Below are 14,802 nucleotides of genomic sequence, written 5' to 3'. Positions count from 1 at the left end.
TTGGACTTTTCGGTGGTTGCTTGCGATCCGGCGATTATCCGGGTTCCGATTCGTGCCCGAGGTTTCTTCGCAAAATATGTCAAAAATCAAGCCGGCCCCCCTGCCGCCCGACACCACGATTGGTGGCTACCGCGTGGTGCGCCGGCTCTCCTCCGGCGGCTTCGGCGTGGTGTATCTGGCCATCGACCCCGACGGTCAGCAGGTCGCCATCAAGGAATATCTGCCGTCTTCCCTGGCCACCCGCGGCCCGGGCGAGTTGCTGCCCAAGGTGCCTCCTGAAAAGCTGTCGCTGTACCGCCTGGGCCTCAAGAGTTTCTTCGAGGAAGGCCGGGCCCTGGCGCAGATCTCGCACGCCTCGGTGGTGAGCGTGCTCAATTTCTTCCGGGAAAACGAAACCGTCTACATGGTGATGAACTACCTGGAAGGGGCCACCCTGCAGGACTTCATCATCACCGCGCGCGACCTCAAAACGCAGAAGGTGTTCCGCGAGTCCACGATCCGCTCGCTGTTTGACGAGGTGTTGCGCGGCCTGCGCATCGTGCACCAGCACAAGATGCTGCACCTCGACATCAAGCCGGCCAACATCTTCATCACCGACGACAACAAGGCGGTGATGATCGACTTCGGCGCGGCGCGCGAGGTGCTCTCGAAGGAGGGCAACTTCATCCGCCCGATGTACACGCCCGGCTTCGCGGCGCCCGAGATGTACCGCCGCGATTCGTCGATGGGCCCCTGGACGGACATCTACGCGATCGGCGCCTGCATATACGCCTGCATGCAGGGATTCCCGCCCAACGAGGCGCCGCAGCGCTCCGACAAGGACCGCCTGTCGCTGGCGCTGACCAAGCTGCGCGGTGTGTACTCCGACAACCTGATCGAGGTGGTTGAATGGTGCATGGCGCTCGATCCGCTGTCGCGGCCCCAATCGGTCTTCGCCTTGCAAAAGGAACTGAGCCGCGAGGGCGAGCGGCGCTACACCAAGCTGTCCGTGGGCGAGAAGATGCGGCTGCAGCTCGATACGCTGGTGTCCGATACCAAGAAGAATGTGCAGAAGGTGGGCGAGGCCACGCGAATGGGGGCGAAGCCGAAATGAAATTCTCCGTCTTCCAGGTCAGCCGTCGGGGCGGCCGCGAAACCAATGAAGACCGCATGGGCTACTGCTACACGCGGGAGTCCAGCCTGTTCGTCCTGGCGGACGGCATGGGCGGCCATCCGGAGGGCGAAGTGGCGGCGCAACTGGCGCTGCAGACGGTGTCCGCCGCGTTCCAGCGGCACGCCAAGCCCACGCTGGAAGACGTGCACGGATTTCTGGCCGACGCGCTGCTGGCCGCACACCACCAGATCCTTCGCTACGCGGCCGACCGCGGCATGCTGGACACGCCTCGCACCACGCTGGTCGTGGCGGTGGTGCAGGAAGGGTCCGCCAGCTGGATCCACTGCGGCGACTCGCGCCTGTACATGGTGCGCGGGGGCGAACTGTTCACGCGCACGCGCGACCATTCGTACCTGGAGCTGCGCAACATGCCGCTGCAGGGCATTGAGCGGGTGAACCGCAATGTGCTGTTCACCTGCCTGGGATCGCCGACCAAGCCCATCTACGACATCACCGGCCCGGTGGCCCTGGAGCAGGGCGACCGCATCCTGCTGTGCTCCGACGGCCTGTGGGGCACGCTGGACGACGAGACCATCGCCCGCCAGCTGAGCCGCCTGCCGGTCTCGCAGTCGGTGCCCGACCTGGTCGAAGACGCGCTGCGCAAGGCCGGCGACACCAGCGACAACGTGACCGTGGTGGCGCTGGAGTGGGAGACGCCGGACGCGTTCGAATCCACCCAGGGCATTTCGACCGACAGCATCAGCGACGACGGGTTTTCCTCCACGATCCAGGCCGGTCCACTCGACATGGTGGACGACGACCTGGACGACGAGGCCATCGAACGTTCCATCGCCGAGATCAACGAGGCCATCCGCCGCTCGGCGGCCCGCAAGGCCTGAACGCTCGCTCCGCCCGGCGCTCGGCCGGACGCAGCGCCTGCCGGGTGACCGTTTCGTTTTCGCCGCCCTGTTTTCGTTTTCTACCGGACCCCATTCCATGACCTCTTTCACCCGTCCGGGCGGCCGTGCCGCCGACCAGTTGCGCCCGGTGCGCATCACCCGCCGCTACACCATGCACGCCGAAGGCTCGGTGCTCATCGAGTTCGGCAACACCAAGGTGCTGTGCACCGCGTCGGTGGAAGAGCGCGTGCCGCCCCACAAGCGCGGCAGCGGCGAAGGCTGGGTGACGGCCGAGTACGGCATGCTGCCCCGGTCCACCCACACCCGCAGCGACCGCGAGGCGGCCCGCGGCAAGCAGAATGGCCGCACGCAGGAGATCCAGCGCCTGATCGGCCGCAGCCTGCGGGCCGTGTTCGATCTCCAGCGCCTGGGCGAGCGCACGCTGCAGCTCGACTGCGACGTGATCCAGGCCGACGGCGGCACGCGCACGGCGGCCATCACGGGTGCCTGGGTCGCGGCGCAGGATGCGGTGGCCCATCTGATCGCGCGCGGCAAGCTGGCCGAATCGCCGATCACGGCCCCGCTGGCGGCCATTTCGGTCGGCATCGTGGAAGGCACGCCGCTGCTCGATCTGGAGTACGTGGAAGACGTGGCCTGCGACACCGACATGAACGTGGTGATGACCGGCGCCGGCCACTTCGTGGAGGTGCAGGGCACGGCCGAAGGCGTGGCGTTCACCCGCCAGGAGATGGACCGCCTGCTGTCGCTGGCCGAAAAGGGCGTGGCCGAACTGGTGGCGCTACAGCAGCAGGCGCTGCGCAACGGATAGCGATAGCGAACGCGGCCTTGGCCGTCCCTGGACGACCCCTTTGCACCGATGGAAATCGCATTTGCTATTAAATTTGTAGCGGTATGCCCTAGATAAATATGTGCTGGAAGCCATTTTGACCATGAAACTCGTACTCGCATCCAACAACCAGGGCAAGCTGGCCGAACTGCAGACGCTGCTGGCGCCGCTCGGCGTGGTGCTCGTGCGCCAGGCGGACCTGGGCGTCGGCGAGGCGGCCGAGCCCTTTCGGACCTTCGTGGAGAACGCGCTGGCCAAGGCGCGCTTTGCCGCCCAGCACACCGGACTGCCGGCGCTGGCCGATGACGCCGGCCTGTGCGTCGATGCCTTCGACGGATTGCCGGGCGTGGACACGGCGTATTACGCGACCCGTTTCGCCTACGACAAGGGCGACGCGAACAACGTGCGCGCGCTGTTGGAGCAGATGCAGGGCATCGACCAGCGCCGCGCGGCGATGGTGAGCACCCTGGTGGCGCTGCGCACGCCAGAGGACCCGGAGCCGCTCATCGCCGTGGGCCGGGTCGTGGGCGAGATCGCGCGCGAGCCGCGTGGCAGCCAGGGCTTTGGGTTCGATCCGATCATGGTCGTGCCCGATTTCGGCAAGACCTTCGCCGAGCTGCCGACGGAGGTGAAGAACGCTCACAGCCACCGGGGCCGGTCGGCACAGCAGATGCTGGCGCTGATGCGCGAGCGCTGGTTCTGAGGCGCTGGCACCTTTCGGAGATTCCTGGCCGTGTCCCTTTCCATTCCCATCGTTCCCGAGGCCGCGCCGGCGCCCGTGCGCGACGTGCAGCACTCCATGCGGCCGGGCGTGCTGCAGCTGGGCAGCCTGCCGCCGCTGTCGCTGTATGTGCACCTGCCCTGGTGCCTGAAAAAGTGCCCCTACTGCGATTTCAACTCGCACGAGTACCGCGAGGGTGGCGTTGCGCAGGCCTTGCCCGAGCAGCGCTACCTGGACGCCTTGATGGCCGACCTGGAGGCGGCGCTGCCGCTGATCTGGGGCCGGACGGTGCACAGCATCTTCATTGGCGGTGGCACGCCCAGCCTGTTCTCGCCCGCCGCCATCGACCAGTTGATCGGCGGCCTGCGCGCGCGGCTGCGCCTGGAGGCGGACTGCGAGATCACGATGGAGGCCAATCCCGGCACGTTCGAGAAAGACCGCTTCCGGGCGTACCGCGCGGCCGGGGTGACGCGGCTGTCGATCGGCGTGCAGAGCTTCGACGACCGTTTCCTGAAGGCGCTGGGGCGGGTGCACGACGGTGCACAGGCCATGGCCGCGGTGGAAGAGGCTGCGCAGTCGTTCGAGACTTTCAACCTGGACATCATGTACGCCCTGCCGGGCCAGACGCTCGCCGATCTGGAGCAGGACATGCGCACCGCGCTGGCGCTGGGGCCGCCGCACATCTCGATCTACCACCTGACCATCGAGCCCAACACGGTGTTCGCCAAGTTCCCGCCCGTGGTGCCCGAGGACGACCAGGCCTACGCCATGCTGGACCGCATCACCGAGATGACGGCGCAGGCCGGGCTGCAGCGCTATGAAATCTCGGCCTATGCGCGCGAGGGCCACGGCTGCTTCCACAACACCAACTACTGGCAGTTCGGCGACTACCTGGGCATCGGCGCGGGCGCGCACAGCAAGATCAGTTTCGCGCACCGCGTGGTGCGGCAGGTGCGCTTTCGGGACCCGGGGCGGTACATGGACCACGCGCTGGCAGGCCATGCGGTGGCGCAGGACGACGAGGTGCGCCGGGCGGACCTGCCGTTCGAATACATGCTCAACGCGCTGCGCCTGCGCGAGGGGTTTGCGCTGCAGGACTTCATGGCGCGCACGGGCCTGCCGTTGACCGCGATTGCCAAGGCGCTGGACGAGGCTGAGCGCAAGGGCCTGATCGAGCGCGACATGGCGCGCGTGCGCCCGACCGAGCGGGGCTTCGATTTCCTGAGCGACCTGCAGGCGCTCTTTCTGGCCGACTGACGGGCGGGCGCTCCGGCGCCTGGACCGCCAGCCACCACTGGCCGAGCCGACCGGGTGCCGGTCGTCAGCCGCAGCGTGCCGCGACGATGCGGCCGTTGGCATCCACCTGCAGGTTCAGTCGGGTGGCGTCGAACTCCTTGGTCACGATCTGGTCGGGGCGCAGCACGCGGGCCATCTGCGCGCCGGAGCGCACCCGGGCGTCTTCCACCACCTTGGCCGTGCTGTTCTGGCCGACCACCACCTGTGCGGGTGGGCCGCTGCAGATGCCGCCCGCGGGCGCGCCCGTGCTGCTGGTGGTGCCCGGCGTGGCGCTGCCCCAGGGGGCGTTGGTGGTGCAGCCGGCGGCCAGCAGGGCGGCGGCGGTGAGGGCGAGGGCCGTCAGGGAGCGTTGGGACATGGTGGAAAGCGATGTCGTTGGTGAATGAAAGGAGCACACCTTAGCGCAGGGTGTTGGCGGCAGGGTCACCAGTGGTAACGCGGCAGCGGTCCCCGCGCCGTCCCCTCGGCCAGGGGGGGCCGAAGGGTCAATTCCGCGCCGGCGCAGGGAGCGCCGCCGCGGAAGCATCCAGGCCCAGGTCGCGCACCTTGGCCGCCGCCGCGTTGGCTTGCGACGCGGAGGCGAACGGCCCCACCCGCACGCGCAGCAGCTTCTGCCCGCCCGAGGTGGTGACGGGCTGCGACGTGGCCGGCAAGCCGGCCTCCCGCAGCCGGGCATGGGCGCGGCGCGCATTGGCGGGTTCGGCAAAGAGGCCGACGTTGATGTACAGGCGCCGGTCGGCGGCGGAGGTCGAGCTGACGCTACTGGAGGCACTGGTGGTCGAGGCGGCGGCTTTCTCCGGGGCCGTCGCCGTCCGAGCCGCGGCTGGCTTGGGCGCAGAGGCGCGCGGTTTGGCAGGTTCGGCAGCCGCGCGGCTGGCGGGTGCGGCTTTCGAGGCCGCCGTGGCCGGGGCCGACGCTGGTGCCGATGCGGCTGCCGCCTGCGCTGGCACGGTGGTGGGTACGGAGGCCGCGGATGGAGCGGGCCGGGCGGCGGGCGACTGCACGGGGGAGGACGCGCTGAGCGCCGTGGCCCGCGTGGGTTCTGCCGGGACCTGGGAGGCGACGGCGGATGCCGGAACCGCTATGGCCGGGGCCGCGGCGGAGGAGGCCGCTGGCGCGCGCGGAGTGGCTTGCGGGGCTTGTGCTTTCGCCGGCAGCGAAGCCGCAGGGACGGGCGCAGCGGGCGCACTGGCCCCGGCTGCGGGGGGGGCGGGGCCGGGGAGCGGGGCGGTGGCCGGCGCTTCGGCCAGCACGGCACCGCTGGCCCCATTCGATGCCGCCGGCCTGGCGGCAGGTGCCACCCCGATGGCGGTCGCTGGCACGGCCGATGCGGCGGGCGTGGGCGCTGCCGCAGGGGGGCTGCCGGCGGAAGGGCCTGCCAAAGAAGCCCCGGCAGGCAGCAGCAGGTACAGCGCCAGCGCGGCCACCGCCAGCGCCACGTTGGCCGCGGCGATCCACCCCAGCCGGCGCCGGGTCGCTGCGCGGCGGGCGAGCCATTCGCCCGCCTGGGGCAAGGTGGCCGAGGCCGATAGCGCCTTGGTGATGCGCTTGCGCACCTCGGCGTGGAAGATGGCGTCGCCGTAGAGCCCGGGCACCACCGTGGCGGCCAGCAGGAGAGCGAGCAGCACGCCCGACAGCACCGGCAGCGGCCACTGCGCCACGTACTGGCCCAGCGCGAACACCAGCAGCGCCACGCCTTCGAGGGCCGCCACATAGACGAGGGCGGCCCCCCAGAGCTGGCGGAACACCAGCCAGTTCAGCGTGCACAGGGCCGCGGCCCAGTTCCAGCGCGGCAGCGGGCGGCCCGCGGTGTCCAGCCGCTCGAAGGCGGGCAGGTAGTAGTCGGCATTGACCGGGCCGATCGCGGCGCGGTAGAGCGTTCCCATCGTGGTGTCGTCGGAGCGGCGCGGAACGAGGGCGGCATGGGCCGAATAAGCCGTGTGGGCAAGCATGGCGAGATTCTGGCACGCACCCCGCCGTGTGGGGCGCTGGGCGCGTGCGGTTTACCCGGGACGGTGCGATGCGCCAGGCGTGTCCGGGGCGCCCGGCGGCGCATGGACGATGGTGTACAGGCCCACGTCCACCCGGCCGGTGCTGAAGCCGGCTTCGCAATAGCACAGGTAGTACTCCCACAGCCGACGGAACGGCGCATCGAAGCCCAGCGGCTCGATCGTGGGCCAGGCGCTCAGGAAGCGGTGGCGCCATTCGGCCAGGGTGGTCGCATAGCTGGGGCCGAAGGTTTCCGCGGCCTGCAGCGCCAAGCCCGCGTTCGCCAGCGCTTGCCGCAGCCGCGAGGGCGAGGGCAGCATGCCGCCCGGAAAGATGTAGCGCTGGATGAAGTCGGTGGTGCTGCGGTACTGCTCGAACTGTGCGTCCGCGATGGTGATGACCTGCACTACCGCCCGGCCGCCGGGGCGCAGCCGCTCTTTGAGCGTTTGGAAATAGGCCGGCCAGTAGCGCTCGCCCACGGCCTCCAGCATTTCGATGGAGACGATGTGGTCGAACTGGCCTTCGACGTCGCGGTAGTCCTGCAGCCGCAGGTCGATGTGCTCGGTGAGCGCCTCTTCGTGCACGCGCTGGCGGGCGTGGCGCAGTTGCTCGGACGACAGGGTGAGGCCGGTCACCGATGCGCCGGTGTCGCGGGCCAGGGCAATGGCCAGGGCGCCCCAGCCGCAGCCGATCTCCAGCACGCGTTCGCCGGCCCGGGGTGCCAGCAGGGTGGCGATGCGGGCCAGCTTGGCCTGCTGGGCCTGCTCCAGCGATTCCTGGCCCGTGCCGTAGATGGCGCTGGAATAGAGCATGTCCGGGTCCAGCCACTGGGCATAGAAATCGTTGCCCATGTCGTAGTGGAACGAGATGTTCTGGCGGCTGCCCCGGCGGGTGTTGGCGCGGCGCAGGTGGAACAGCCGCGCCAGCAGCCGCGCCGGCAGGCTGGCCTGCAGCGCGCGGCCCCAGCCGGCCTCGTTGCGCACGCCCAGCTCCAGCAGGGCGGCCAGGTCGGGGCTGGACCATTCACCCTGGCGGTAGCTCTCCGCCAGGCCCAGGTCGCCGCCCACGGCCAGGCGCCACAGCGGGCGCCAGCGGTGCAGCACGAGGGTGCCGTGGGGCCCGGGCTCGGTGCCGCGGCCTTCGGCGCGTTCGCCGCCGGGCAGTTCCACGGTCAGGGTGCCGCAGCGCACGTTGGTCAGCAGGCGGCGCAGCACGCGCTGCAGGGGCCGCGACCGCCAGGTGGCCCGGCGAGGCATCGACGCGACCGCATGCGTGCCGTCCGTCGGAAGTCCGGTGGAGGGGGTGGGGAGGGTCATAGGTCTTTGGTTTTGATGATGGTCACGGGCAGGGCCGGCGCGGGCGGCTTGGTGTGCAGCGGCACCCTTTTGATCCAGAGTTTCAGGGCTTCCCAGTGGATGGCGCCCATCACTTTCAGCGTGAGCAGCGGGTGGGTGAGGAAGGTGCGGGCGAGGGCGCGGTCGTCGAGCGGCCGGCGGCGCGCATGGAAGCGCGCGACCAGCACGGGTCCGTTCGCATCGCTGGCCGTGATGCCCACGCCCAGGTGGTCGCGCTGCGCCGCGGGCAGGGCGATGTCGAAGGCGTACCGCATCGACAGCCCCAGAAAGGGCGATACATGGAATTCCTTGTCGCACGACTGCCGGATGCGGGTGGCGTGCTGCTCGGCTTCGGGGACGGCAATCAGATAGCTGTGGCGCTCGCCGAAGGTGTTGTTCACCTCGTAGAGCAGGGCCTGGAGCGCGCCGTCGAGCCGGTGGCAGAAGTACACGGTCAGCGGGTTGAAGGCGTAGCCCAGGATGCGGGGCATGGTCAGCAGCTGGATGCGGCCGTCGGGCGCCAGCCCCGCCCGGGCCAGTTGCTGTTCCACATGCTGGCGCATCGGCAGGCCCTCGGCGCCGCCGTAGTCCTTCTCGTGCAGGCTGAACAGGTTGAAGCGGTTGACGGAAAACAACCGCAGGCGGCGGTCGAGCCCTGCCAGTTCGTCCAGATCGATCAGCAGCGAAAAGACGCGGTACTGCAGCCGGTGCCGCGCCGGGCTGAGCCGCTGGTGCATCACGCGGCCGGTATAGAGCGCTGACTGGCCCGTCACCGCGCGGCTCCCGGGCGTGCCGCTGCGTGCGCAGAGGCCGCGGGCAGGTGGATGCGGCCGGATTCGTCGTCCACGCTCCAGGGTCGGCGCACGCCGCCCAGAGCCTCCGCCACGGCGAGGCCGGCCTGCAGCCCGTCTTCGTGGAACCCGGAGCCGAAGTAGGCGCCGCAGAACCAGGTGCGCCGCTGGCCCTGCAGCGACCAGAGCGATCGCTGGGCCTGCATGGCGGCGCCGTTGAAGATCGGGTGCTCGTAGGTCTGCGTGTGCAGCAGGTGGCGGGGGTGCGGCTCCTGCGTCGGGTTGAGGGTGAGGAACAGAGGGGTGGCGTCCGGAATGTGCTGCAGGCGGTTCATCCAGTAGGTCACGCTCAGGGCCTCGCTGCGTTCGCGCTCGGCGGCGTAGTTCCAGCTGGACCACACCGCGCGGCGCCGGGGCATGAGGGCCGGGTCGTTGTGCAGCACGGCCCGGTTGCGGCTGTAGCCGAAGGCGCCGAGCAGGTCGGTCTCTGCCTGGCTCGCATCCGGCAGCAGGCGCAGGGCCTGGTCGGCATGGGTGGCGATGACCACCTGGTCGAAGCGCCGCGATTCCTGCGCATCGCCCGTGCGCACGTAGGCGCCATCGGTGGTGCGCCGCACTTCGATGGCCGCGCTGTCCAGCCGCAGCCCCTGCCCGAGAACCTCCGTGATCTTCTGCACGTAGCGCTGGCTGCCGCCTTGCACGGTGCGCCAGGCCGGGCGGTGCCCGAGGTTCAGCAGGTGGTGGTTTTCGCAAAAGCGCACGAACGCCTGGACGGGGTACTCGCCGATGCGCGCCGCGGGCGTGGACCAGATGGCGGCGGCCATGGGATAGAGGTGGTCCTCGCGGAACGCCCGGCCATAGCCGTGCTGGTCGAGGTAGGCATCGAGCGAGAGGTCGCCCAGTTGGCGGACATCGGCGGGCGCCCGGCGGTAAAAGCGCACCAGATCGCGCAGCATCGACCAGAAACGGGGGCTCAGCAGATTGCGGCGCTGGGCGAACACGCCGCCGAAGCCGGTGCCGCTGTATTCGAGTGCGCCGCCGTCCAGGCTCACGCCGAAGGACATGTCGGTGGCCAGCGTGGCCACCTGCAGGTGCGCGAACAGCGCCGTCAGGTTGGGATAGGCCGATTCGTTGTAGACGATGAACCCGGTGTCCACGGCGATGTCGCCCTCCGGCCCGGGCACGTGGACGGTGTGGCTGTGGCCGCCGGGCCGCTGGTCGGCCTCGAACAGCGTGACCTGGTGGCGTTGGGCGAGCAGCCACGCGGCCGACAGGCCGGAAATGCCACTGCCGATCACGGCCACGTCCAGCGGCCGACCCTCCGGGGCGGCCTTGGCGGGCGATGCGGGCGCGGGCGCCGCGTGGATTGTCATTGCGTCCATCCTCGAAGTCTCCTCGCGGAGTATTGTGTCGGTATACGCAGTGACCACGCGTTTGGATTCCACCAGATGGGCGTGATCTAATCCGCCGGGTGTTGCGTATGAGCAGCATGACCACCGTCCGCCAGCCCGCAGAGCGGCCTTCCAGGCCTCGAAAATCCTGGCCTCCTTATTTGTCGATCGTGACCCAGCCACCCACCCATGGAGCCCATCCGACGGGAGACGCGTTGAGCGCCCTGGTCCAGGCGGTGGCCGCCCAGGGCGACCGGCAGGCGTTCGCGGCGCTGTTCAAGCACTTCGCTCCGCGCGTGAAGGCTTACCTCATGCGCCTCGGAACCCCGGAGAGCGTGGCGGAGGACCTGGCTCAGGAGGCACTGGTCAGTGTCTGGCGCAAGGCGCACCTGTTCGACCCGGCGGATGCCGGAGTTTCCACCTGGGTGTTCACGATTGCGCGCAACCTGCGGGTGGACCACTTTCGGCGCCGATCCAATCTGGCGCTGGAACAGGACGAAGGCCAGGGCGAGCAGCTGCCCGACACGGCGCCCGCGCCTGAAGAACACTGCTACGCCGCGCAACAGGAGAGCGACGTGCGGCATGCCCTGCAGCAGCTGGCGCCCGAGCAGGCTCAGGTGCTGCGGCTGTCTTTCTTCGAAGAGCATCCCCACGCCCGGATCGCGCAGGATCTGGGCATTCCGCTGGGCACCGTGAAATCGCGGGTCCGCCTGGCGATGAACCATTTGCGCCGCTTGCTCGGCCACCTTGAGCCATGACGATCCAACACCATCCTGCCGACGAAGTGCTGCTGGCCCAGGCCGCCGGGCACCTGCCCGCGGCCGCCTCGCTGCTGATCCAGGCGCATGTGGCCATGTGCGCGCACTGCCGCGAGCGCTTGTGCACACTCGAAATGGTCGGCGGTGCCATGCTGGACGGCATCGCCCCGGCCACGTTGCAGCCCGATGCCCTGGCGTGCACCCTGGCCGCCATCGACGGCGCTGCACATCGCCCTGTCCCTGGCCGGCGGTCATCGACACGCCCGGCGTCCTGGCCGGAAGGCGCCTTCTGGCCCGATGCGCTCGATGCCTGCCAGGTCTCCCCCTGGCGCTGGCTGTGCCCCGGCATGCGCTGGAGCCGCGTGACCCTGCCTCACGATGCCCAGGCCAACGTGCTGCTCCTGCGCATCGGTGCGGGCAAGCGTTTGCCGCAGCATACGCACAGCGAGGTGGAATGGACCCAGGTGCTGCATGGCGCCTTCCACGATGGGCGCGCGCGGTTCGGCCCGGGAGATTTCGACGGCGCCGATAGGCAGGTCCACCATCAGCCGGTGGTGGAGCCGGGCGGCGAATGCATCTGCCTGGCGGGTATCGAGGGCCGGGTGGTTTTCGATGGCGCCATCGCGCGATGGGTCGGCGCGCTCGCCGGCATGTGAGCAGATGCGCGCCCTTGTCGAAGGGCGGGTGGCGACAACCAATCAGCGCAGCGGACCGCCCCAGCGCAGGGTGGCCAGGCACGCTGCCGTGGCGGCTGCGCCCGTGACGAACGCGCCCCAGCACATGTCGGCGATCGTCACGCTCCACGGCCAGTCTTTCAGGGTGGCCTGGTTGGTCAGGTCGTAGGTGGCATAGGCGATCAGCCCCAGCAGGGCGCCCATGCCCAGGGCCGATGCCCAGCTGCGCTGCTCCACCGCAGGCAACACCGCCATCACGACCACGCCGGCGACGTAGATCAGATAGAACAACGCCGCAGGCGCCACCGAAAACTTGTCCTGCATGAGGTGCCCGATGGCGGGGCGGTAAAGGCGGTCGGCCATGGTGGAGAGCCATACGGCGTCGAGCGCCAGGAAGACCAGGGCCGTGGAGGCATAGGCGACGGCAAGGGGGCGGATCATCATGGGTGTTCTCCTGGGGGTCGGTTATTTCAATCGGTAGCTGAGTCGGCGGCCGCTGCCCACGGTGGAATCGAGGCCGATCCACGCGCCGTCGGCGGCATACCAGAGGTCGATCGGGTGCGGCAGCCCGGTGATGCGCCAGCGCACTGCCGCCACGGTTTCGCCCCGCACGTCGAGGGTGCCTTCGCCCTGCCGCACCACTTGCACGGCATCGATCTTGCCGGTCTGGGCATTGAGCAACTGCGTCGAGCTGCGGATGGCCGGGTTCCAGTAGGCAAAACTCAAGGTGCACGCGGGCATGCCTTCGGCGGGCGGAGTGGTGCTGCCCGGTGCGGGAAAGCGCAGGTCCACTTTGTTGACCTTGCCGTCGTCCTGCGTCTCCGCGGTGATGGCTTCAAGGCATCCATCTCGCCAAAGTTCACGGGCATCGTGCCGGTAGCGATAGACCACCAGGCCGAGCAGCTTGACGGCAAAGCGTGCTTCGCTGGTCAGCACACGCTCTTGGGCCGCAGGCGCCGACAGGCGAAAGCGGTGTTCACCGATCGGCGTGCCATCCAGGGCCACCTGGAAATTCCACTCGTTGGCCGGCGGCATTGCCGCGGCCGCAGGCATGGCCGTGGCGGTCCACAGCAAGGCGGCGGCAACGCACCAGGCGGTTTGCCGGCCGCAGGATGCAAGGCGGCCGGTCATCGGGGGCCTCCGGTGCGCTGTGGTCCCGGAATGAAGGCATTGGTGCGCAGCATGTACTCGCGGTAGGCCGGGCGCCGCTCGGCGATGTCTTTTTCCAGCAGCGCCACGCCCGACACGCGCAGCAGCAGGACCGTCATGAGCGCGGGTGACACGATGGTCCACACGCCCGCCCAGCCCGTGCCTGCGAGCGCCAAGAGCCAGAGGCCCCACCAGACGCAGGCTTCACCGAAATAGTTGGGGTGGCGCGTGAACCGCCACAGGCCCCGGTCCATGACCTGCTCCGCATGGGCGGGATCGGACTTGAAGCGCGCCATCTGCGCATCGCCCACCGCCTCGAACACGATGCCGAATCCGGCCAGGGCGATGCCGATCGCATCGATCGTGCCCAGCGGGTGGGGCGATGCCGCCAGACCCGCCAGCAAAGGCGCCGAGACGATCCAGGCCAGCACGCCCTGCAGGCCGAACACGAGGTACAGGCTCTTGACGGCGAAGTTCGGGCGGTTGCGTTCGCGCATCGCGCGGTAGCGGTGGTCTTCGCCGTGCCCCCAATTGCGTGCGGTGATGTAGGCGCACAGCCGCAGTCCCCAGATCCCCGACAGCAGCAGCAACGCAATGCCCCGGGCCCCGAGGCTCGGGGCCAAGGCCCCGTACACGGCGCCGCAGCCGGCGATGAGCACGGGCCACGCGCGATCGGCCAGGCTGGCGTCCTTGCGGGCCAGGCTCACCAGCCATGTGGCAACGGAAGCGGACAGGGCCCAGGCGAGGCCGTACAGGGCCCAGGTGACGGTAGCCGATGCATTCATGCCGTTCCGATCAGTCGCGTCGGTCGAACAGGTAGTGGCTCACCCACCACTGCTGCCCGCCGTCAAAGCCGAAGAGTTCTTCCACCGACAGGAAAAACAGGCGCCACCGGCTCCACCATGCCTGGGCGTCCTCTCCGTAGGTGCGGCGGAACAGTGGCATGAGCGCATCGTGTTGCAGATCCATGTTGTCCAGCCAGGCGCGGGCCGTGCGTTCGTAGTGCGTGCCGTCCCAGCGCCAGCGCCGCCGCAACTGCAGATCGTCCTGGCAGTGCAGGGCCAGATCGTCGCTGGGCATCATGCCACCGGAGAAGAAATGCTTGCTCATCCAGTCGCTCGCATCGCGCTCCTCGAACGGATAGGGCGCTTCGCGGTGGGCGAATACGTGCATGAAGAACCGGCCCCCGGGTGCGAGCCAGCGCGATACGTTGGCGAAGGCCTGCGGCCAGTTGCGAAGGTGCTCGAACATCTCCACCGAAACGATGCGGTCGAAGCGGGCCGCAATGTCGAAGCGGTTGAAATCGCAGGTGATCACCTGTACGTTGGACAGACCGCGCTTGGCCGCTTCCGCATTGATGTAGGCGCGCTGCGAGTGCGAATTGGAGACGGCAGTGATGCGGCTGGCGGGGTAGCGCTGCGCCATCCACAGCGTGAGGGACCCCCAGCCGCAGCCCAGCTCCAGAATGCGCTGCCCGTCGGCCAGCCCGGCGTGCTTGCACGTTCGCAGGAGCGCGGCTTCTTCTGCCTGCGCCAGGGTGGCGGCTCCGTCGCCCCAGTAGCCGCTGCTGTACTTGCGATGCGGGCCGAGCACCGCGCCGAAGAATTCGGCCGGCACCTCGTAGTGCTGCTCGTTGGCTTTGTCGGGCAGCGGTGCCAGCTCGGCCCTGCGCATGGCATCCACGAAGGCCTGCGTCTGCTCTGCCGTGGCTTCGGCATCGCCGCTGCGCATTTCCTGAAGGCGTTCTTTCAGAAGCCGGCTAATGCCGTATCGCACCATCTGGTCGGGCACGATGCCCTGCTCGGCCCATCGAATGGCATTGGCGGTGCTTTTCGGCATGTGCGGCTCCTGGAATGCCGC

Annotated in this window: 16 protein-coding genes; 7 read left to right on the top strand and 9 right to left on the bottom strand. The window is 69.2% G+C overall.

Features of this window, described 5'->3' with window-relative positions; genetic code table 11:
* Positions 1-76 precede the first annotated feature (76 nt).
* The 5 genes from AVMA1855_RS03595 to hemW all read left to right on the top strand — a co-directional run bounded on the left by AVMA1855_RS03595 (position 77) and on the right by hemW (position 4,817).
* Positions 77-1,093, top strand: coding sequence for a serine/threonine protein kinase (locus AVMA1855_RS03595; protein ID WP_272548837.1), 1,017 nt, complete (start codon positions 77-79; stop codon positions 1,091-1,093).
* Complete coding sequence (locus tag AVMA1855_RS03590; protein ID WP_284424634.1) at positions 1,090-1,992, top strand: PP2C family protein-serine/threonine phosphatase; 903 nt, start codon at positions 1,090-1,092, stop codon at positions 1,990-1,992. Before AVMA1855_RS03595 ends, AVMA1855_RS03590 begins: the two co-directional genes overlap by 4 nt.
* A gap of 97 nt (positions 1,993-2,089) precedes the next feature.
* Positions 2,090-2,821: a ribonuclease PH gene (gene rph / locus AVMA1855_RS03585; RefSeq protein ID WP_272564819.1), complete on the top strand. Its 732-nt coding sequence runs from the start codon at positions 2,090-2,092 to the stop codon at positions 2,819-2,821.
* A gap of 121 nt (positions 2,822-2,942) precedes the next feature.
* On the top strand, positions 2,943-3,542 hold the full coding sequence (rdgB, locus tag AVMA1855_RS03580) for an RdgB/HAM1 family non-canonical purine NTP pyrophosphatase (RefSeq protein WP_284424633.1): 600 nt from the start codon (positions 2,943-2,945) through the stop codon (positions 3,540-3,542).
* 96 nt (positions 3,543-3,638) lie between these two features.
* A complete protein-coding gene (gene hemW, locus AVMA1855_RS03575; RefSeq protein WP_284424762.1) occupies positions 3,639-4,817 on the top strand; it encodes a radical SAM family heme chaperone HemW in 1,179 nt (392 codons plus the stop codon).
* 64 nt (positions 4,818-4,881) lie between these two features.
* On the opposite strand, the gene AVMA1855_RS03570 is transcribed toward hemW, so the two are convergent.
* The 5 genes from AVMA1855_RS03570 to AVMA1855_RS03550 all read right to left on the bottom strand — a co-directional run bounded on the left by AVMA1855_RS03570 (position 4,882) and on the right by AVMA1855_RS03550 (position 10,343).
* On the bottom strand, positions 4,882-5,214 hold the full coding sequence (locus AVMA1855_RS03570) for an I78 family peptidase inhibitor (RefSeq protein ID WP_284402682.1): 333 nt from the start codon (positions 5,212-5,214) through the stop codon (positions 4,882-4,884).
* Positions 5,215-5,341: 127 nt separating this feature from the next.
* Entirely contained in the window at positions 5,342-6,808 is a 1,467-nt protein-coding gene (locus AVMA1855_RS03565; protein WP_284424632.1) for an SPOR domain-containing protein, read from the bottom strand.
* A 51-nt stretch (positions 6,809-6,859) separates the two neighbouring features.
* The gene (locus AVMA1855_RS03560; RefSeq protein WP_284424631.1) at positions 6,860-8,161 is read right to left on the bottom strand and encodes an SAM-dependent methyltransferase; all 1,302 of its coding nucleotides are present in this window, start codon (positions 8,159-8,161) and stop codon (positions 6,860-6,862) included.
* Entirely contained in the window at positions 8,158-8,952 is a 795-nt protein-coding gene (locus AVMA1855_RS03555) for a DUF1365 domain-containing protein (RefSeq protein ID WP_284424630.1), read from the bottom strand. The genes AVMA1855_RS03560 and AVMA1855_RS03555 overlap by 4 nt, the downstream gene beginning before the upstream one ends.
* A complete protein-coding gene (locus AVMA1855_RS03550) occupies positions 8,949-10,343 on the bottom strand; it encodes an NAD(P)/FAD-dependent oxidoreductase (RefSeq protein WP_284424629.1) in 1,395 nt (464 codons plus the stop codon). Before AVMA1855_RS03550 ends, AVMA1855_RS03555 begins: the two co-directional genes overlap by 4 nt.
* Positions 10,344-10,576: 233 nt before the next feature.
* On the opposite strand from AVMA1855_RS03550, the gene AVMA1855_RS03545 reads away from it, so the two are divergent.
* On the top strand, positions 10,577-11,119 hold the full coding sequence (locus tag AVMA1855_RS03545; protein WP_284424628.1) for a sigma-70 family RNA polymerase sigma factor: 543 nt from the start codon (positions 10,577-10,579) through the stop codon (positions 11,117-11,119).
* On the top strand, positions 11,116-11,775 hold the full coding sequence (locus tag AVMA1855_RS03540; RefSeq protein WP_284424627.1) for a ChrR family anti-sigma-E factor: 660 nt from the start codon (positions 11,116-11,118) through the stop codon (positions 11,773-11,775). Before AVMA1855_RS03545 ends, AVMA1855_RS03540 begins: the two co-directional genes overlap by 4 nt.
* A gap of 42 nt (positions 11,776-11,817) precedes the next feature.
* Here AVMA1855_RS03540 and AVMA1855_RS03535 read toward each other — a convergent pair whose 3' ends face one another.
* Genes AVMA1855_RS03535 through AVMA1855_RS03520 form a run of 4 tightly spaced genes read right to left on the bottom strand, consistent with a single transcriptional unit; the run spans position 11,818 to position 14,781 of the window.
* Positions 11,818-12,237 (bottom strand): DUF2177 family protein, encoded by a 420-nt coding sequence (locus AVMA1855_RS03535; protein WP_272564809.1) that lies wholly within the window; start codon positions 12,235-12,237, stop codon positions 11,818-11,820.
* A 21-nt stretch (positions 12,238-12,258) separates the two neighbouring features.
* Positions 12,259-12,924 (bottom strand): DUF6134 family protein, encoded by a 666-nt coding sequence (locus tag AVMA1855_RS03530; protein ID WP_284424626.1) that lies wholly within the window; start codon positions 12,922-12,924, stop codon positions 12,259-12,261.
* Positions 12,921-13,727 carry a DUF1295 domain-containing protein gene (locus AVMA1855_RS03525; protein WP_284424625.1) on the bottom strand — a complete coding sequence of 269 codons (807 nt, stop codon included), beginning with the start codon at positions 13,725-13,727 and terminating at the stop codon, positions 12,921-12,923. Before AVMA1855_RS03525 ends, AVMA1855_RS03530 begins: the two co-directional genes overlap by 4 nt.
* A gap of 10 nt (positions 13,728-13,737) precedes the next feature.
* Positions 13,738-14,781, bottom strand: a complete 1,044-nt coding sequence (locus tag AVMA1855_RS03520; RefSeq protein WP_284424624.1) for an SAM-dependent methyltransferase — start codon at positions 14,779-14,781, stop codon at positions 13,738-13,740.
* Positions 14,782-14,802: the final 21 nt, after the last annotated feature.

The organism is Acidovorax sp. SUPP1855, assembly GCF_030158955.1.
Classification (GTDB): Bacteria; Pseudomonadota; Gammaproteobacteria; order Burkholderiales; family Burkholderiaceae_C; genus Paracidovorax.
The sequence above is the reverse complement of the archived record's forward strand: the minus strand, read 5'-3'. Positions and strand labels throughout refer to the sequence as shown.